Below are 19,466 nucleotides of genomic sequence, written 5' to 3'. Positions count from 1 at the left end.
TGGAGGCGACATTACACAAAAAAGCCCTGCTGTAATAATACAGCAGGGCTTTGGTATCTAGTATGTGTTACTTAAGCAGCGATTACGCTTGGTTAAGTACTTCCGCTAAGCGTTTCACCGCTTCCATCAACTCTTCCGGGTTGGCATTAGTGAAGTTTAGGCGCAGTGCGGCTTTTGCTTCATCGGCCTGTGGATAGAATACTGGGCTTGGTACTACCGCGACGCCATTCGATAGCAAAGTCTTAGCTAATTCGAAGGTATCGCACTCTGGGATTTCAACCCAAATGAACATCCCGCCATCTACGGCTTTTAACACGCAATCTGTAGGCAGTTGTTTTTCTAGCTCTGAAAACAACACTTCATAACGAGACTTATACAGTGTGCGAATGTTTTCCATATGCACGTTGAAGTCTTCATGCTTTAGAAGACCAACAAGCAGCGCTTGCATGGGTACACTTGAGTGCAAGTCAGCGCCTTGCTTCACTTTGATCAGTGGCTCAAGGTAGCTGCGTTTGCCTGTTACCGCACCAATACGTAGACCTGGCGATGCAATCTTAGAGAATGAACGAAGAACGATAGAGTTATCAGGGCAGAACGAAGAAACCAACGGCAGTTCCGTACCAGTGAAACGTAGCTCACGGTATGGTGCATCTTCAATGAAGGCTACGTTGTATTTGATACACAGCTCAGCCACTTTTTGACGAGTTTCTGTTGCCCAGCACACGCCGGTTGGGTTGTGGAAATCTGGTACGGCATAGAACATTTTCGGCGCTTGCTGTGCAAAGCACGTTTCCAGCTCATCCAGGTTCGGGCCAAATTCTGTTTGAGACACAGTCGCAATGTTTGCTTGAACTAAGCCAAAAACCTGCATCGCACCTAGGTAACTTGGCGCTTCCATCACAACCACATCACCCGGATCAACATAAGCACGTGCAATCAAATCCAAACCTTGCTGAGAACCTGTACAGATCATTGCCGTGTGAGATTCTGGCAATTGGTAGCTTTGTGTTAGGTGATCAAGCAACGGGCCATAACCGGCGGTCGAACCGTATTGGAAAACTTCAGGCATGTTCGCTAGGTTTTCTAGCGTAGGCTTCATTAAATCGATAGGGAATGTTTTCGCATCGGGTAAACCACCGGCCAACGAAATAACATTTGGATCGCTTGCGGCTGCGAGGATCTCTCGAATGTATGAAGATTGAATCTGTTGTAATGACTGTGCGATTTCCATGTGTTGTGTCTCGTCGTTTATCGTTTTTATTCTATCGCTTGATATTACACGGCAATTGTAAAAACTGGCGTGTCCGTTTATGCTCTTAAACATGTCCATTTATGCTATTTGAACGATGTCACGACAACATATATCCCGAATCAATGATGTTTTGTTCCATATTCACCAAGACATCAGTCAGCCTTTGTCTGCAAAAGCGCTCTCTGAGATTGCTGCGTATTCAGAGCAACACTTTCATCGCACGTTCAAAAGTGTGGTTGGGGAGTCGCTACATCAGTACATTCGACGCACTCGAATGGAGTATGCGGCCAATCAATTAATGTTCGATACCAGCTCGTCTGTGGTTGAGATCGCCCATAAATGCGGCTTTAGCTCTGTGTCTTCGTTTAGCCGAGCATTTAAAGCGACTTTTAATATGTCGCCCGGAGAATGGCGGAAGCATGATTTACAGATTGCAGAAAAACCTTACCTGAAAGATCCCGAAGTGGCGGCGGGTTATTTGAATGTGTCGCAGCGGGAGTTGCCGGAACCTAAAATTGTTGAAGTATCAGACCGAATGGCAGCTTATGTTCGACATACTGGTTATAACCGCTCTATTCGCAACGCATGGCTGATATTGAAAGCGTGGGCGAACTCGGAACAGCGTGACTTTTCGAGCCAATTTGGTTTGCATCACTCTAACCCTGCTTGGGTTGAAATGGATCAGTGTCGCTATGTAGCGTGTATCGCGATTGATGAGCCGATTAAGTATCGCAGTGTGGTGAACCAAATGGTGATTCCAGGCGGTTTGCATGCGGTGTTTCGACTTAATGGTCGTTATGGTGAGCTGCTACCACAGATCAGTATGGTATTGGAAAAATGGTTACCGGCTTCTGGTTTCAAACAGCGTTCGACTCCTGCGTATGTGCATTATCATCGGAACCATTTTCTTAATAGTGATGAAGTGTTTGAGCTTGATTTCTACCTCCCTGTGAGTTTTTATTAGTAACCCCGTTTTTGAGGAATAATTATGTATCTTGTTTTGTATTGCCACAATATTGGTATGACCGATTTTTCCTTCTTTGAAACGGAAGATTTTGACAAAGAAGATGGCTATATCGTGCGAGGTAAATGGCCGAACGAGAAAGCGTTTCGTGACTACTTAACTAAAGAGTTTGGTGACATGAGCGAATTTAAAGTGATCGACTTAATCGCCAAAGGTGCAGAAGCAGAACACTACTCACCAGAAGAGTTAATGCGCTTATCTCTCTAGCTGTCAGCTTCGTAACAACTAGCTAAATAACGTTTTATCAAACGAACAAAGAAATGGCAGCCTGATTGGGCTGCCATTTTTCGTTTTAAGCTAGAGCACGTCGCTCGCAGTATGAATGGGGCTACTGCGCCACTTCGTCTACCAAGTACAAGATTGATTGATACGGAATGCCACTGTGGTGCGATAAACCGATTTCACAGGTTCGGCTGTTGCTGAATCCGCGAGTACAGTTGCTCGGCACTTGTTCTTTGAGTGGGTGTACCGCAGCCTCATTCAGCTCTGGCGTAGTAAAGCCTTTATCACCCGCCCAACCACAACATTGAATATGCTCAGGGACGATAACCTCTTCGGTACAGGCTTTAGCAAGGCTCAACATCGCGCCTTCTAAGCCCATTCGACGAGAACTACAAGTTACATGCAGCATCACGGTTTCTTGCAGTGGCTCAAGTGTCAGGTGTTCAAGCAAGTACTGGTTCACAAACCCTGTAGGCTCTAGCACCTCTAATGGCTTGGTGAATTGCTCAATACTGCGTTTGGCACACGGGCTGGTGTCCATCAAAACTGGGTATTCACCCTGACGACTGGCTTGCCATAGCACTTCTTCCAACTGCTGAGCCTTCGATTGAGCTAAGTCGGTCATGCCTTTACTGTCGTAAGGCATACCACAACATTGGTCATCTAGCTTCTTCGGAAGAATAACCTCAAATCCAGCCTTGTTGAGTAAAGACATGGTCACTTCAGTCAGAGGACGCTGATCGCCCGCATCGCTTTGCTGTCCCATGGTTCGACTTGCACATGAAGGCAGGTAAACCACCTTCTTATGATTGCTTGAGTTTTCTGCCGTCATAGATGAAGAGGTCAGTGTATGACTGTTGGACTGTGGCATTTCTGGCATCCAAACGGGTGTCGCGCCTTTGGTCATCGAGCGCAAGCCATTGGTGAGCTTGCCGACCGTGTTAGCGCCTAGTACTTTGCTCGCCACTTGGTTGGTTTTGAGGCCAGCCTTGGTCAGCTTAGTGGTGGTCGAGAAATGATCCGCTGTCCACTTTGCGATTGGCGTAAATTTCTCGTACTTGGCAATACGAAGCTTCTTGATCAAGTCGCCGGTGTTGATTCCCACAGGGCAACGCTCGGCACACAGGCCAGTTGCAGCGCAGGTATCGATGCCTTGGTATTCGAAGGTTTTCTCTAGTTCGCTTGCTTCTATTTCTTCACCTGCAGCGCGGCGGCGTTGCAGTTCTCGGTAGAGAACAATGCGTTGGCGTGGTGATAGAGTCAGCGTACGAGACGGACAAACAGGCTCACAAAATCCACACTCAATGCAGCGGTCGACAAGCTCATCGGCAGCAGGCATTGGCTTCAGATTTGTTATGTGTGAATTCGGATTGTCGTTAATAATAACGCCGGGGTTGAGCAGTCTTTCTGGATCAAACAGCGCTTTGATCTGTTGCATCAAGGCGTAGCCATCTTTGCCCCATTCCAACTCCACATAAGGCGCCATGTTACGACCTGTACCATGTTCCGCTTTCAATGAACCTTGGTATTTCACTGCAACCAATTCGGCAACGTCATCCATGAAACCGCCGTAGCGATCGATTTCTGTTTGGCTGTCGAAGCCTTGAGTAAATACAAAGTGCAGATTGCCTTCGAGGGCGTGACCAAAAATGATCGCTTCGCTGTAGTCGTACTTATCGAACAACTCTTGCAGCTCTCGAATACCATTAGCAAGGTTTTCGACAGGGAACGCCACGTCTTCAATAATAACGGTCGTACCGACTTCACGTACGGCGCCAACGGCAGGGAACATGCCTTTTCGAATGCCCCATAGGGTTGCGACTGTCTTTGGATCGGAAGTGAAAGGCACCGATTCAACAATCGTATACTCAGTTAATGCGTCCAAAATTGATTTACATTGTAAATCTAAGTCCTGGTGGGAGCTGGCGTGTGATTCAACCAAAATAGCCGCGGCTTCCAAGTCCAAGCTTGGCATAAATGCAGGCATACCCGGTTTATCAGCCACTGAACGTAGTGCTCTGCCATCCATCAATTCAACCGCAGCAACCGGTGTTTTGGATAGCGTGGTAACGGCTTTGCTTGCTTGTTCGATGTCGGAAAACACCAACAGAGCCGAAGCTTTGTTTGGGTGTTCGATAACCGTGTTGTAGGTAATCTCTGCGATGAAGCCTAGCGTGCCTTCTGAGCCAATCATCAGGTGTTTGATGATTTCAATTGGGTCGTGGTAATCGACCAATGCATTAAGCGCGTAGCCAGTGGTATTTTTGAGGCGGTACTTATGGCGGATTCTGTCTGCGAGTTCTTGATTCGAGCTAGTCTGTCTGTGTAAATCAACAATGCCTTCAAACAGCGCTTTGTGTGATTGCTTGAATGCCTCAACGCTGGCGTTATCCGCTGTATCAAGTAGGGAACCATCACTCAATACGATTTTCATGCTCTCGACGGTGCGATAAGAGTTTTGCGCAGTACCACAACACATGCCACTAGCGTTATTCGCCGCTATACCACCGATTTTACAAGTATTGATTGAAGCTGGATCTGGGCCGATTTTACGTTGGAAAGGGGCAAGGTATTTGTTGGCATCGGCACCAATCACACCGGGTTGCAGGATGATCTGATTACCGTTGTCTACGATTTCGTGGCCGCGCCAGTCGTCTGTCAGTGTGATGAGTACCGAGTCTGAAACGGCTTGGCCAGAAAGGCTAGTGCCCGCAGCGCGAAAGGTAAAATGAATACCGAGTTCACGACAGCTTTGAATGGTGAATATGACTTCGTCTAAGTTCTTGAGCCTTAGAACCATTTTCGGCACCAAGCGATAAAAACTCGCATCGGTGCCGTAAGCCAAGCGCTTTGCCTCTTGCGTGACAATGCGTTCCGTTTCTATTTTTTGAGCCAGTATCGCTTCAAGCTGCTGATAAGCTTGTGCGTCTATTACTCGCTCATGGGATGTGTTTGTCTCCATCTTTGCTTCCTTGTGCTTCTTATTTGGCACTGATCAGGGCGTGTTGACCTTTCGTGGTTAAATTTTGTTTAAGATAAAAGCGTTTTAATCGCGGCGAGGGGGAAGTAGCCTAGTCACTCTAAGCAAATCCCCCTCAACAAAGAGTAAAACGCTTTTAGCTGAACCCTTCGGGCAGCGTTTGCTGGCCATTTCTACTATGTTATCGGCTTCTCATGTAGGCTAGCTACACATCGACGCCTCTGCCTTGTATAAATACCCAGCAACTCGCTGCAAAAATCAGCTCGAAAGATCAACACACCCTAGCTTTTTATTTTATTTTCCAGTGCTTAAACGGTGTCACAACGGCAGTAGAATTGCTGTGACACCGATTGAACTTCAGTCTAAGTAGACCAAAGCATTAGTCCGAACCTGAGCCTGAGTCGTGGTCGATTAATCTAGCCCTACCAGAGATTCACGGGTTAAGTCTTTGATTGTCTTAGCGCCAGTTAGAGTCATCGCAACGCGCATCTCTTTGTCATACAGGTCGAGTAGATTCTCAACGCCTGCTTGTCCTTGTGCTGCTAACGCGTAGACGAAAGAGCGGCCAAGCAAGGTGCAGTCTGCGCCCATTGCCATCATGCGTACTACATCTAAGCCAGTACGAATACCAGAGTCGACCAGAATCTTAGTGTCGCCTTTTACTGCATCTGCAATTGCAGGCAGTGCTTTAGCACTTGATAGAACACCATCAAGCTGACGACCACCGTGGTTTGAAACTACGATACCGTCTGCGCCAAATCTCACGGCGTCTTTTGCATCTTCTTCATCAAGAATGCCTTTGATGACCATTGGGCCATCCCAGAAATCACGGATCCACTCTAGGTCTTTCCATGAAATCGACGGGTCGAAGTTGTCACCCAACCAACCGATGTAGTCTTCCAGTTTGGTTGGAGAACCGCGGTAAGTAGAGATATTGCCAAGGTCGTGCGGTTTACCAAGTAGGCCAACATCAACTGCCCAGCTAGGATGACGCATAGATTGGAATACACGACGTATTGCTGCATTTGGACCACTCATTCCTGAGTGCATGTCACGGTAGCGAGCGCCAGGTACAGGCATATCAACCGTGAAGACCAGTGTTGTTACGCCTGCCGCTTTGGCACGTTCCAATACGTTCTTCATGAAGCCACGATCTTTTAGCACGTAAAGTTGGAACCACATTGGGCGCTCAATCTTAGGTGCGACTTCTTCGATCGGGCATACCGATACGGTCGACATCGTAAAAGGGATGCCCTTGTTGTCAGCCGCTTTAGCCGCTTGTACTTCGCCACGTCGTGCGTACATGCCGGTTAAGCCAACCGGAGCTAAGGCAATCGGCATCGCCAGTTTTTCGCTAAACAATTCGGTTTCCAAATTTAGGTCCGACATGTCATTAAGTACACGCTGCTTGAGTGCGATCTCTGCAAGATCGGCCGTGTTGCGGCGTAGGGTATGTTCTCCGTAAGAACCGCCGTCAATGTAGTGAAAAAGAAACGGTGGCAATTTTGCTTTTGCTGCGGCGCGGTAATCAGTCGATGCGGATATGATCATAATTTCAGTCCTAAATTCTTGGGATGTTGCCCTTCTATGAGAGCTTGGCTTGGGCTGCTTTAATTCTTGAAAAAGTAAGCGTTTGTTCTTTCTTAAACGGTGAAGCAACTAATCTATGAAGCAAATAAACAATGAAACAGAGAAGCAATAAAATGGCGTTAATACCCGAGGGTGTTGATGTGTTTTAGTATCCATTCCGAAACTCATCAACTGTCTTATTAGACGGTGTTGCAGTCGGGGAATTGAGTATTAACGCCAAGTGCTTTTGTAACGACTTATGGTTTACATAAGTGCGTCTGTCATTTTGAAGCCGTAGATAACCACTAGGCCGATGATTCCGGTCATCACCAAATAGTAGAACGTTGGGATGATTGTCTTACGTAGTGTTGCGCCTTCGCGTCCTAACAAGCCTACGGTCGCCGATGCGGCTACCACGTTGTGAATCGCAATCATGTTACCTGCTGCAGCACCAACGGCTTGCAGAGCAACAACCACAGCACTAGAGATAGACAGAGTTTGTGCTACTTCGAATTGGAATTGGCTGAACATCATGTTTGAAACGGTGTTTGAACCTGCAATGAAGGCACCTAACGCACCAACCGTGGCACTTAACGCTGGGAATGCGCTGCCGACTAGGTCAGCTGCAAAGTTTGCAGTGGTTACTGGCATACTTGCTAAATCAGCGCCGTTCACGCCAGAGTTAATGAAGATACGAACCATAGGGATGGTGAACACCAACACAAAGCCTGCGCCAATCAGAGTCTTGCTTGACTCACCAAAAGCTTTAGCCAGTGGCGTTGCGCTGCGAGATTGCATGAGAACCGCAACCAGCGCGACGAAGACTAAGATGCCGCCCGGCAGGTACAAAGGTTGAATTGCAGTGCTTACGCCTGTCTCACCAAGGATGTTGCTGAACGATAAGCTAACGCTCTTAAGCAGGCCTTTGAACTCAGGGCTCACGCGGCTAGCAACTAGAGTGACAGCTAACAGCACGTAAGGTGCCCATGCCATCGCCATGCTCATTTTCTTATGGTTTTGCTTACTGTTTGAATTGTTGTCGTCTAGATCGATCTTTAGCGAACCTAACCACTCTGCTGGCCACTTGTCTTCGCTTTCAAAATCCCATTTTGATTTAGGAACTAGGAAGCCACGTTTTGCTGCAGTCACCACAATCGCTAGGCCAACTAAACCACCAATCAATGATGGGAATTCTGCGCCTAAGAAGACGCCAGTCAGTGCGTAAGGAATAGTGAAAGCAGCACCTGCGAATAGCGCGAACGGTAAGATATCTAAACCTTCAGTCCAGCTTTTGTTTTTGCCAAAGAAGCGAGTCAGCATCATTGCCATTAGAACTGGCATCATCACACCAACAGAAGCATGAATCAGTGCAACGCTTGAAGTGATCTGTTGTAGGTAAGCATCCCAAGTAGAACCATGAGCAATCAGGCTTTCACCGATGTTGTGCGTGTCCAAGCCTTTGTTCACACCAACAATGATTGGTGTACCAACCGCGCCGAATGATACTGGCGTAGATTGGATCATCATGCCCATAAGTACCGCAGCAAGCGCTGGGAAGCCGATAGCAACCAGTAGCGGAGCGGCAATTGCAGCAGGTGTACCGAAGCCAGATGCGCCTTCGATGAATGAACCAAAACACCAAGCGATGATGATCGCTTGCACACGACGGTCTGCTGATATGTCAGTAAAGCCGTTACGGATAGTGGTGATAGCTCCGGTGTGTTTCAAAGTGTTTAATAAGAAGATGGCGCCAAACACAATCCAGAGAACCGACACGGTAATGCCGAAGCCTTGGAATACAGAAGCCAGCACGCGAGTGCCAGACATATCCCAAGCAAATAGGGCAATAGCAACGGTTAGTGCAAATGCCACTGGCATCGCTTTTTTCGCTGGCCAGTTCAGGCCAACCAGTAGAATCGCTGCAACAACTATTGGTGAAAAGGCCAATAGAGCTAGTAGAGTTTCACTCATGGGTACTTCCTCGTACTGATTTCAAACGTTCATGTTTGAAGTAAATAACACGTTATGGGTTGTCATCATTCGAATCGCTATTGGCCTCTTAAGCGGGAACCATTTAGGTGCGAATCTTGTAATTGGAATGACTCTTTTGTAATTGTTTTGTTAATTTGGCGTGAATTTACCCCTTTATTTTTTATTGATATAGGGAAATAATGAAAATAATTAATTCCAAAATTGGCATAATCAGATGCGGGCAGATGATTTGATCCTGTTTTCACAGGTAGTAGAGCTGGGTAGTTTTAGTAAGGTGGCAGAGCAAAATAACCTTACAAATTCGGTAGTTAGTAAGAGGATTGCGCGTTTGGAAGAAGAGATTGGCGTGCAATTATTATATCGAACTACGCGTAAATTGACGCTGACCGAAGCAGGCAAGGCAATGTTACACGGAGCCAAAAATGTGAAGCAGGCAGCTCAAGAGGCTATGGACGCAGTTTCAGGCTTTGGTGAAAATGTGAGTGGTCATATCAAAATGTCAGTGCCTACTATCTCCGGAGATTTGATACTCGCAGACGCTGTTGCCGAGTTTTGTAACATGCACCCAGGTTTAACGGTCGATATGTCTCTAAACAATCGCTTTGTCGATCTGGTTGAGGATGGTCTCGACTTGGTGATTAGAACCGGATACCTAGAAGACTCCAGCTTGATTGCGCGACACATATTGGATTCTCAATGGGTGGTGTGTGCCTCGCCCTCGTATATCGCCAAGAATGGCAAACCAATGCAGCCCAAAGACTTAGTTGAGCATAATTGTTTGCAATATGCGTATCAAACAACGGGTGCTAGCGAATGGCAGTTCCTGCACAGTAAAGATGGTTGTACCGACAACGATAAGTACATTGTGCGTGTCTCGGGCTCTTTCTCGACTGACAACGCGACGGCATTAAGAAAAGCAGCGCTGGGTGGACATGGCGTTGCGTACGTGCCGCGCTGTCTGGTTTATCACGATATTCGCAATGGTCAGCTGGTGGATATCTTCCCTGACTTGGTGGGCAAGAAGTTGGGTATTTATGCGGTGTACCCCTTTACGCGCCAGCCTCCCAATAAGATTAAGTTATTGATTGAACACATCAGAACTCGTTATCTGACGATTTCACACTATTTTTAATGTTATGAGTTTTCGCCATGTTTTGATGAGTAGAGTCATAGCGTTATAGCATATAAAAGAAGGAGCATGACAACTGCGTGGTATCTGTACACTCTTATAAGTTCATCGCTGAGCTGCAAGACAAGCATGAAGGTGGCGCACCTGTGATGATTCGTATTGATGTTAATGCGGGTCACGGTGCTGGAATGCCATTGAGTAAAGCTATCGATCTTACTGCAGATATCTATGCATTTACTCTGTTCAACATGGGTGTTGAGCCTCTTGATATGCCGTAGGGGTATCTTGAATCATTTAAAATAGATATTTCACGATAACTAGAAAGCCTCAAAATTGATGATAGATTTTGAGGCTTTTCATATATATGAAAACCAGTCAAAACTGCACCATATTTCCCTCATTTTCACACACTGCTTTCCGTGATAGACCCCGCCATTATTGATGAAATGAAAGCGATTTCAAGCTGATATTTCACGCACTTTATGTTCTAAGTTTCTGATATTAAATTAATAGTTTTGGGTATGATTTTTCTAAAAGTTTCATGGCTCTCGACCTAATTTATCAGTGTGAACAGCGACCAACTTTTCAACGCTTTCATTGCTTAATATTTCCCTGTTCGATGAAAACTCAAAAAAATAATAGGGAATTACAATGCAAAAATTTAAGCTTTTGCCAATAACGGTCGCAGTGGCGGCTTCGCTTGCTTCAATCTCTTCTTTTGCTGCAGAAACGGATCTTGCCGCTCTGGAACAGCGAATCCAAGAGCTGGAATCTCAAGTTGGTGATATCAAGTATGTTGATGATCAACAACAAGCGGTTCTGACTGCAGAAACCAATGTACCAGACGGTATCGTCTTCTCTGGTTATGCTCGTTACGGCGCTCACTACAAAAGTGGTGATGAGCGTTACGTAGACATAGGTACAACAGGTCGTTCTGTTGGTCGTTTAGGTAACGAAGCTAACGGTGGTGAAGTTCAGTTAGCTAAGCTTTTCCAAGCAGATAACGGCGCTATCTGGGACATCGTATTCATGGCTGACCACTGGGAAGCTGACGCATGGGCTGATGACGGTGGCCTAAGCATGAAAAAAATGTACGCTGGTGTAACCAATGTCTTTGAAAGTCAGCCTGAGCTTTACATGTGGGCTGGTCGTGACTTCCATCAACGTCCGCAACAAGGTTTGAACGATTACTTCTGGATGACACACGATGGTCAAGGTGCTGGTTTTAACAACTTCGACTTCGGTGGTGCTAAGTTAGACATGGGCTTTGTTGGCCAAGTTAAAGGTGGTTTGGTTAACGACAACGGTCGATACGCTGTGACCGCAAAACTGCACAGCATCAACGCTGGTATCGGTAACCTAGATCTGTATGCGAACTACGGCTTTGCTTCAGATGAAGCTGATGTAGCAGGTGAGCCAAAAGTTAGTGATGAAACGGCATACCTATTGGGTGCGACCTTAGGCTTGGGTGAGTCTAACAAGTTGGTTGTTAAGTATGGTGACGGTGCTGATTCGTCAGTATATGACCTGAAAGGTGACTACCAGACTTTGTATGCAAGCGTTGAAGGTAGCTATGCAGCGACAGACAACTTCATCATCGATTACTTAGTGTCGTACAAAGACAACTCTGGTTCTGATCTAGACCGCGAGAATACGGAATACGCTGGTATCGTTCGTCCACAATACCAATGGGATGATGTTCACTCTACATGGCTAGAAGCGGGCTACGGCATGGTTGATTACGATGACGACGGTGAAGAGAACGCGTGGAAAGTAACCCTATCTCAAAACGTTTCTCTAGGTGGTTTACCTTGGAGCCGTCCAATGCTTCGCTTCTACACAACCGTGGGTGATGTAGAAACGAAAGGCAACACAGTGAAGACAACTAATGTTGATACATTGTCGTTCGGCGCAATGTTTGAAGCTTGGTGGTAATCACCGATATAGAAAGCGCAGCTCTTTGAATTCGGCATATTTTCAAAGAGCCATGCTTTCGAATATCCATGCGTTTCAATAGTACGTAAATACTGTCCATTTTAGCCCTAAAGGCAGATTGATTAGGGCACGTTATATAACTCCATTCTTGGGCACATTCTTTGTGCCCTTTTTTCGTCTTGAATATCTGTTCTATCATTTGGGATTGCCTCTCCCTCTACCCTCCATGACATCTTCAATACCTCGTTTCATATTATTTTAATTTATCTCGCCGTGGCCCCTGCATATCAATAGCCTCGATAATGGGAAATACTAGATATCAATCGTATTTGATACGCCAATAGATGTGTTGAAATCCCTTTATTGAACTAAGGCTTTTAACAAAATTGACTAAATGTGGATTCATGAATCCATGAAACAGTTTCATGGCGTGAAGGTGATCTGTAAGCGCTTTCATGATTTCCATAACTGGCCTTTTTAGCTCGAGGTTTAGTGTGATGTCACTCACTTCTACTTAGACTTAATTCTTTAATAATCGTTTTGTAAGCGGTTACAAGCTAATGAAGTATCGAGGTTCGAGTGGCGACAATTAAACACGTATCAGAACATGCAGGTGTGTCTCAGGCGACAGTGTCTAGGGTCATTAATGGCACTAGTAGAGTGAGTCATGACAAGAAGTTAAAGGTTGAAAAAGCGATCAAGGAGTTGGGTTATCGCCCGAACTCTATCGCACAAGCTTTGGCGTCAAGTCGTACCGGTAGTGTTGGCGTTGTTGTTCCAGAGCTGGGCGGTTCTTTCTATTCGGGCATTTTGCACAGTATAGAAGAAAACCTACGCCGCTTTGGTTACCACGCTGTTGTTGCGGCGGGCTCGAACACCGAACAAGGGCAGCGCGAGTCGGTGGAGTTTTTGTTGGGGCGTCGTGTTGATGCTTTGATTCTTCACACTCAACTGCTCAGTGATGATTATTTAATTGAATTGGAAGAACAGGGGACCCCTGTGGTTTTAATTAACCGCTTCATCCCAGAAATGGCGATGAGTTGTATTGATATTGATAACGAAGTCGGGGGGCTGATCGCTACTCAATATCTTTTGCAAAAGGGACATACAGATATCGCGTGTATTACCGGGCCTTTAGATAAAGCAGACGCTAGGGGGCGTTTGCAGGGGTATCGAAAGGCCTTGGAAGAAGCGGGTGTGCCTTACGATGAAGCTTTAGTCTTGGAAGCGGGCTTTACTGAAGAGACTGGTATCAGTGCTATGAAGAAGCTGATTAATCGTAAGTGTCATTTCACAGCAGTATTTGCTTCGAATGATCACATGGCATTCGGTGCCTTTGAGGTGCTGCATCAAGAGGGGCTGTCTGTTCCAAAAGATGTATCACTGGTGGGCTTCGATAACACCATCTTCGCGCGCTATCTGACCCCTAGTTTGACCACCATTAATTTCCCTATTGAAGAGATGAGCGTTGAAGCCGTACAGCTCACTCTACAGAAGCTTAAAAAAATCAAACATGACGTGAACTTTAAATTGCTGCCGACGTTGGTCACAAGAAACTCGGTATCGGATTTACTCGTTACCCTATAAAAACATTAAGGATAGAACATGAAATTTAAGACCTTAGCGCTCTCGTGCGCGGTTGCTTTAGGATTAGGTACAACGGCTGTTAATGCGGCTGACAAAGAGATTCGTTTCGACGGCTTCCCTGATTTCGATAGCAGCCTGAAGGTGTTACTGCCTGATTTCGAAAAGGAAACAGGGATTAAAGTTGATTACCTTATGAACAATCACGGTGACCACCACACCAAGCTAACCACCAACTTGGCTACTGGCTCGGGTGCTGGTGATGTGATTGTTGTCGACGTTGAGAAAATCGGTCCATTCGTTGGCTCTGGTGGTCTAGTAAACTTATCTGAAAACTACGGTGCGGATAAATACGAAGAGCGATTCGCACCTTACGCATGGGCGCAAGGTAAAGGCGCTGACGGCGACATGTACGGCATTCCTGTCGATCTTGGTCCAGGTGTTATGTATTACCGTACCGACGTATTCGAAAAAGCGGGCATTGATGTAGAAGAAGCTATCAAAGATTGGGATTCATACATCGCTGCCGGTGAAAAACTGAAAGAGCAAAACGTACAACTTATTGCTTCAGCGGCAGACGTTGCACAGGCAATTATCTTCACAACGGTTCCTGAAGGTGAAGGTCTTTACTTCGATAAAGATGGCAACCCAGTTGTGACATCAGAGCGTTTTGTTCACGCTTTTGAAGTAGCAAAAGAGATCCGTGACAAAGGTTTAGATGGTCGCATCCTGGCTTGGTCTAACGAATGGTACGAAGGCTTCCGCAATGGCACATTTGCAACTCAACTTTCTGGCGCTTGGTTACTTGGTCACCTAAATAACTGGATTGCTCCTGAAACCAAAGGTAAATGGGCAGTAGAAAACCTACCTGATGGCATCTACGGCAGCTGGGGCGGTTCATTCCTTTCAATTCCAACTCAATCAGATAACCCAGATGAAGCTTGGGCTCTTATTGAATACATGACGACTGACCGTGAAGTTCAACTTAAGCACTTCGAAACGATTGCTGCTTTCCCTGCGAACGTAACTACGTATGACGATGAGTTGTTCCAAGAAGAGATGGAATTCCTAGGTGGTCAGAAAGCGCGTCTTCTATTTGCTGAAGTGGCGCAGAACATCAAACCAGTATCTCCAGCTCAAGGCGACCATGTAGCACGTTCTATAATTTTAGAGAACGCATTGATGGAAGTGCTTGATGAAGGTAAGGACATCGAGACTGCATTGAAAGAGGCAGAGCGTCTAATCAAGCGTCGTACGCGTAATCTTTAATTTGTTTTTATTTTGAGTAAGTGAGGAAGCGTGGGTAACGCGCTTCCTTTTTTAAGAGGTCGTTACTATGAATCATACAGCGAGCACAACGATAGAACCTGCGGACAAAAGTCTTTTTTCTCGTCTGAATTTGAAAGCGCTTACACCGTATGGATTCCTTCTGCCGTTTCTGATCATTTTTTCTGTATTTGGGATCTTCCCGCTGTTGTTCTCTGTTTACCTGTCGTTCCACGAATGGAACCCAGTACAGGGCATGGACGCAATGCAGTTTGTTGGTTTTGAGAACTATCACATTGCATTGACTGACCCGTGGCTATGGCGTTCGTTAAAGAACACATTGTGGCTAGCAATCACTTCGGGTGTGGCTCAGCACTTAGTCGCTATTCCAGTGGCTTACATGTTGGTTTCAATGGGTGACCGTATGCGTCACTGGCTAACATCGGCGTACTTTCTACCGTTCATCACATCAACGGTCGCAGCGTCACTGATTTTCTTCAACATGTACTCTCCTAACTCAGGAATTATTAACCAAACGCTAATGGCTCTGGCCGATAGCACGCTGTTTGGTTGGGCATTTGCTTGGGTTAACGATTTTCAACCAATCCGTTGGTTAGACGATGCGACTATGGTGAAGCCGTCTATCGCGATCATGGTTTTCTGGAAATACACCGGTTTTAACATCGTCCTTTACACCACAGGTTTAATGACGATTCCTAAAGATATTTTAGAAGCTGCTCGTATGGATGGTGCCAACGCCTTCCGCCGCTTCTGGAACATTTCACTACCAATGATTCGTCCATTCATCTTCTTTGCTATCACCATGACCATCATCGGTAACCTGCAAATGTTTGAAGAACCGTTCGTTCTAACGCGTGGTACAGGTGGTACAGGTCAATCTGGTTTAACTATCTCTATGTACCTCTACAAAGTGGGTTGGGAATGGTTAGAAATGGGCACAGCGTCAGCAATTTCATGGCTTCTGTTTGCACTGATCGCGTCTTGTACTTTGGTTCAATTTTTATTCTTCGGTAAGAAAGGCTTAGGGGAACATTAAGATGTCGACATCAATTAAGACAAATACCTCACCACTAAGTGGCCTAATGCCAAGCGAACGCACCATGTACATCATGACTAAGATCTTGATGGTCATGCTCGGCATATTACTGATTGTTTCCGCAATCATTACGGTGTTCCCGTTTGTGTGGTCAGCACTGCTTTCAACACGTGACCGCTCGGAGATCTTCGGCTCGGGCATCAGCTTTGCGATTGGCGATAGCCTAATGGTGAACTACGCAAAACTGCTGGAAATCATGCCGTTTTGGAAAGCGATGTTTAACTCGATTTACGTGGCTTTCTTAGGCACCACTATCTCGCTGCTGTTTTGTAGCATGGGTGGTTACGCGTTTGCTGTGTTTAAGTTCCGCGGTAAGAACGTGTTGTTCGGCATGCTGGTTGGCTCAATGGCGATTCCGCCAGTGCTTAGCTTGATCCCTTACTTCATGATCGTGAAATTCTTAGGCTTGTTGGATAACCACATGGCGGTATGGCTACCGTTTACCACCACACCATTTGGTATCTTCTTGATGCGTCAGCACGTGATTGCATCGATTCCTAAAGAGCTATTAGAAGCAGCGAAACTGGATGGCGCAGGTGAGTTCAGAACGTACTGGAGTGTGGTACTGCCACTGATGAAACCAGCACTAGCAACACTCGCTATCGTGCAGTTCGTCTTCTTCTGGAACATGTTTATGCAGCCTCTTGTGGTGCTGAACAACCCTGACAACTACGTCATCACACAAGCACTACGAAGTGTTCAAGGTATTCCGAATACGCCATGGGGCGCGGTAATGCTAGGTACCACAATTTCTATTTTACCACTCGTTATTACTTACCTGTTTGCATCGAAGCAGATGATCAGTGGTTTAACGTCCGGCGCAGTTAAAGGTTAGGTTTAAGGGTTATAACAATGAATAAATTTCAACTTCCAAGTGATTCAAAGTTACGCAGTAAGGAATTTGTATTCGGTGTCGCGACATCTTCATACCAAATTGAAGGCGGCGTTGAAGAGGGCGGTCGTACACCGTCTATCTGGGACACGTTTTGTAAGACGCCAGGTAAGGTAGATAACGGCGACAGTGGTGATGTGGCGTGCGACCACTACCACTTGTGGAAGCAAGACATCGAGATGATTCAAGGTTTAGGCGTTGATGCTTACCGTCTCTCAATTGCATGGCCACGCATCCTGCCGCAAGACGGCATGGTGAATCAGCAAGGATTAGAATTTTACGAGCAGATCATCGATGAATGCCATGCTCGTGGCATGAAGGTGTATGTAACGCTCTACCATTGGGATCTACCGCAATACCTTGAAGATAAAGGCGGCTGGCTAAACCGTGAAACGTCTTACAAGTTTGCAGAATATGCAGAAGTGGTGAGTAACTACTTTGGCGACAAGATTGATGTTTACACCACTCTGAATGAACCGTTTGTTTCTGCATTCCTTGGCTACCGCTGGGGCGAACACGCGCCTGGCATCAAGGGTGAAAAAGAGGGCTACTTAGCCTCTCACCACCTAATGCTGGCACACGGTTTGGCTATGCCGATTCTTCGCAAGAATGCGCCTCATGCTAAGCATGGAGTGGTATTTAACGCGACGCCGGCTTACCCGATAACGCCAAAAGATCAAGGCGCCGCAGACTACTGTGAAGCAGAGAACTACCACTGGTTTATCGACCCAGTATTGAAAGGTGAATACCCACAGCTAGTGGTAGAACGCCAAGCGATGAACATGCCGATGATCCTTGAAGGTGATTTAGACATCATCAGCGCACCGGTCGATTACATCGGTATTAACTACTACACACGTAATGTCGCTCGCTTCAACGAGAATGGCGACATTGAATCAGTGAAACAGGCTGACGCTGAACACACTTACATTGGCTGGGAAATTAACCCACAAGGCTTAACCGATTTATTGGTAAGACTGGATGCTCGCTACGAAAACATACCTCCAATTTACATTACTGAGAATGGTGCAGCAGGTAACGACGAGCGTGTAAATGGGCAAGTGATGGACGAGCAACGCGTTCGTTATTTCCAAGGTCATATCGAAGCGGTTCACAACGCAGTTGAAGCCGGTGTAAAAGTCGATGGCTACTTCGCTTGGAGCCTGATGGATAACTTTGAGTGGGCATTCGGTTACTGCCAGCGTTTTGGCATTGTCCATGTTGATTACACCACCCAAGAAAGAACACTGAAACAGAGCGCAATTGCGTACCGAAATATGCTGCTAGAGCGCGCTGAGGAGAACAGATAATGGCTAAAGTAGAATTTAAGAACATCAAAAAATCATTCGGTGATGTTGAAGTCGTCAAAGAGTTTGATTTTACGGTTGAAGACGGTGAGTTTGTGGTTTTCCTTGGTCCATCTGGCTGTGGTAAATCGACAACGCTACGTATGCTTGCTGGCCTTGAAAGCATCAGCTCTGGTGACATCGTGGTTGGTGGCAAAGTGATGAACAAAGTCGATGCTAAAGACCGTGATTTGGCGATGGTATTCCAAAGCTACGCTCTTTACCCACATATGACGGTTTACGAGAACATCGCCTTCGCACTAAAACTGAAAGGCATGCCGAAAGCGGAAATCGACGTAGAGGTACTAAAAGCCGCCAAAATGTTAGAGCTTGACCCGCTACTGAATCGTAAGCCTAAAGAGCTTTCTGGTGGTCAACGTCAGCGTGTGGCAATGGGCCGTGCGATGGTTCGTACTCCGAAAGTGTTCTTGTTTGATGAGCCGCTATCTAACCTAGATGCAAAACTTCGTGGCGTGATGCGTGAAGAGATCAAACACCTACACCGCGAGCTGAAAACCACCACGATCTACGTTACACACGACCAGATTGAAGCGATGACGCTAGCAGACCGCATCGTGATTCTGAAAGATGGTTATGTTGCTCAAGTGGGTACACCAACTGAGGTGTTCCAACGTCCAGCTAACAAGTTTGTTGCGCAATTCATTGGTAACCCGTCAATGAACATGTTGGAAGCTAAGTTGATTGAAAAAGAAGGCGAATACTTCGTTGAACTTGGCGATGTTCATATCCCACTGCCAGAGCGCTTTAAGTCTCTGGCATCTAAAAACCTAGCGCTTCACTTTGGTGTTCGTCCAACAGACATCCACCTACGTGCTGAGCAAGTCGACCATGACCGCGTGCTGCCATTCCCTGTGAAGATCAACGACAAGGAATTACTGGGCGCAAGCATTCTTCTGAAAACAGAAATTGGTGGTCAACCGCTGATGGTTGAAACCCAAGCCGCTGAAGTGGACGTGAAAGAGCTGACACTTTACTTGGATTTGGACGCTTTCCATTTGTTCGATGCACTGAGTGAGAACTCGCTAGCGAGCTAGTCAATTACGAGCTAGCCAGTCAACTTAAGTCAGCCAACGAGCTGATACCAACCTACTTACGACAAATTGTTTTGGCTCCTCCTGATTTGGGAGGGGCTAGGGA

14 protein-coding genes and 1 pseudogene are annotated in these 19,466 nt (G+C 46.3%); 11 read left to right on the top strand and 4 right to left on the bottom strand.

Annotated elements, in window-relative coordinates; all coding sequences use genetic code 11:
- Positions 1 to 82 precede the first annotated feature (82 nt).
- Complete coding sequence (locus AB8613_RS17885) at positions 83 to 1,231, bottom strand: PLP-dependent aminotransferase family protein (RefSeq protein ID WP_372385441.1); 1,149 nt, start codon at positions 1,229 to 1,231, stop codon at positions 83 to 85.
- Positions 1,232 to 1,346: 115 nt separating this feature from the next.
- On the opposite strand from AB8613_RS17885, the gene AB8613_RS17880 reads away from it, so the two are divergent.
- Positions 1,347 to 2,216: a GyrI-like domain-containing protein gene (locus AB8613_RS17880; protein ID WP_017085035.1), complete on the top strand. Its 870-nt coding sequence runs from the start codon at positions 1,347 to 1,349 to the stop codon at positions 2,214 to 2,216.
- Between the two features lie 24 nt (positions 2,217 to 2,240).
- Positions 2,241 to 2,483: a hypothetical protein gene (locus tag AB8613_RS17875; protein WP_372385439.1), complete on the top strand. Its 243-nt coding sequence runs from the start codon at positions 2,241 to 2,243 to the stop codon at positions 2,481 to 2,483.
- Between the two features lie 121 nt (positions 2,484 to 2,604).
- On the opposite strand, the gene AB8613_RS17870 is transcribed toward AB8613_RS17875, so the two are convergent.
- The 3 genes from AB8613_RS17870 to AB8613_RS17860 form a co-directional block, all read right to left on the bottom strand.
- A complete protein-coding gene (locus AB8613_RS17870) occupies positions 2,605 to 5,460 on the bottom strand; it encodes an FAD-binding and (Fe-S)-binding domain-containing protein (RefSeq protein ID WP_372385438.1) in 2,856 nt (951 codons plus the stop codon).
- Positions 5,461 to 5,889: 429 nt separating this feature from the next.
- A complete protein-coding gene (lldD, locus tag AB8613_RS17865) occupies positions 5,890 to 7,029 on the bottom strand; it encodes an FMN-dependent L-lactate dehydrogenase LldD (protein ID WP_372385436.1) in 1,140 nt (379 codons plus the stop codon).
- 282 nt (positions 7,030 to 7,311) lie between these two features.
- Positions 7,312 to 9,018 (bottom strand): L-lactate permease, encoded by a 1,707-nt coding sequence (locus AB8613_RS17860; protein WP_372385435.1) that lies wholly within the window; start codon positions 9,016 to 9,018, stop codon positions 7,312 to 7,314.
- Between the two features lie 235 nt (positions 9,019 to 9,253).
- On the opposite strand from AB8613_RS17860, the gene AB8613_RS17855 reads away from it, so the two are divergent.
- The 9 genes and pseudogenes from AB8613_RS17855 (at position 9,254) to AB8613_RS17815 (ending at position 19,363) form a co-directional block, all read left to right on the top strand.
- Positions 9,254 to 10,171, top strand: coding sequence for a LysR family transcriptional regulator (locus AB8613_RS17855; RefSeq protein ID WP_009846145.1), 918 nt, complete (start codon positions 9,254 to 9,256; stop codon positions 10,169 to 10,171).
- A gap of 62 nt (positions 10,172 to 10,233) precedes the next feature.
- Positions 10,234 to 10,446 (top strand): annotated as a pseudogene (locus tag AB8613_RS17850) (prolyl oligopeptidase family serine peptidase); the annotation flags it as partial.
- A gap of 373 nt (positions 10,447 to 10,819) precedes the next feature.
- Complete coding sequence (locus tag AB8613_RS17845) at positions 10,820 to 12,103, top strand: carbohydrate porin (RefSeq protein ID WP_146492554.1); 1,284 nt, start codon at positions 10,820 to 10,822, stop codon at positions 12,101 to 12,103.
- Between the two features lie 579 nt (positions 12,104 to 12,682).
- Positions 12,683 to 13,690, top strand: a complete 1,008-nt coding sequence (locus AB8613_RS17840; RefSeq protein WP_372385433.1) for a LacI family DNA-binding transcriptional regulator — start codon at positions 12,683 to 12,685, stop codon at positions 13,688 to 13,690.
- Between the two features lie 18 nt (positions 13,691 to 13,708).
- On the top strand, positions 13,709 to 14,956 hold the full coding sequence (locus AB8613_RS17835) for an ABC transporter substrate-binding protein (protein ID WP_060980939.1): 1,248 nt from the start codon (positions 13,709 to 13,711) through the stop codon (positions 14,954 to 14,956).
- Between the two features lie 67 nt (positions 14,957 to 15,023).
- Complete coding sequence (locus AB8613_RS17830) at positions 15,024 to 16,010, top strand: carbohydrate ABC transporter permease (protein ID WP_017631101.1); 987 nt, start codon at positions 15,024 to 15,026, stop codon at positions 16,008 to 16,010.
- Positions 16,011 to 16,056: 46 nt separating this feature from the next.
- A complete protein-coding gene (locus AB8613_RS17825) occupies positions 16,057 to 16,905 on the top strand; it encodes a carbohydrate ABC transporter permease (RefSeq protein WP_017061568.1) in 849 nt (282 codons plus the stop codon).
- A 17-nt stretch (positions 16,906 to 16,922) separates the two neighbouring features.
- Positions 16,923 to 18,272 carry a GH1 family beta-glucosidase gene (locus AB8613_RS17820; protein ID WP_327784576.1) on the top strand — a complete coding sequence of 450 codons (1,350 nt, stop codon included), beginning with the start codon at positions 16,923 to 16,925 and terminating at the stop codon, positions 18,270 to 18,272.
- A complete protein-coding gene (locus AB8613_RS17815) occupies positions 18,272 to 19,363 on the top strand; it encodes an ABC transporter ATP-binding protein (protein ID WP_285954812.1) in 1,092 nt (363 codons plus the stop codon). The genes AB8613_RS17820 and AB8613_RS17815 overlap by 1 nt, the downstream gene beginning before the upstream one ends.
- Positions 19,364 to 19,466 lie beyond the last annotated feature (103 nt).

Origin of the sequence: Vibrio sp. BS-M-Sm-2, from assembly GCF_041504345.1 — a bacterium.
GTDB lineage: Bacteria > Pseudomonadota > Gammaproteobacteria > Enterobacterales > Vibrionaceae > Vibrio > Vibrio satsumensis.
Note: the sequence above shows the minus strand (reverse complement) of the source record. Positions and strands in the feature narration are given on the sequence as shown.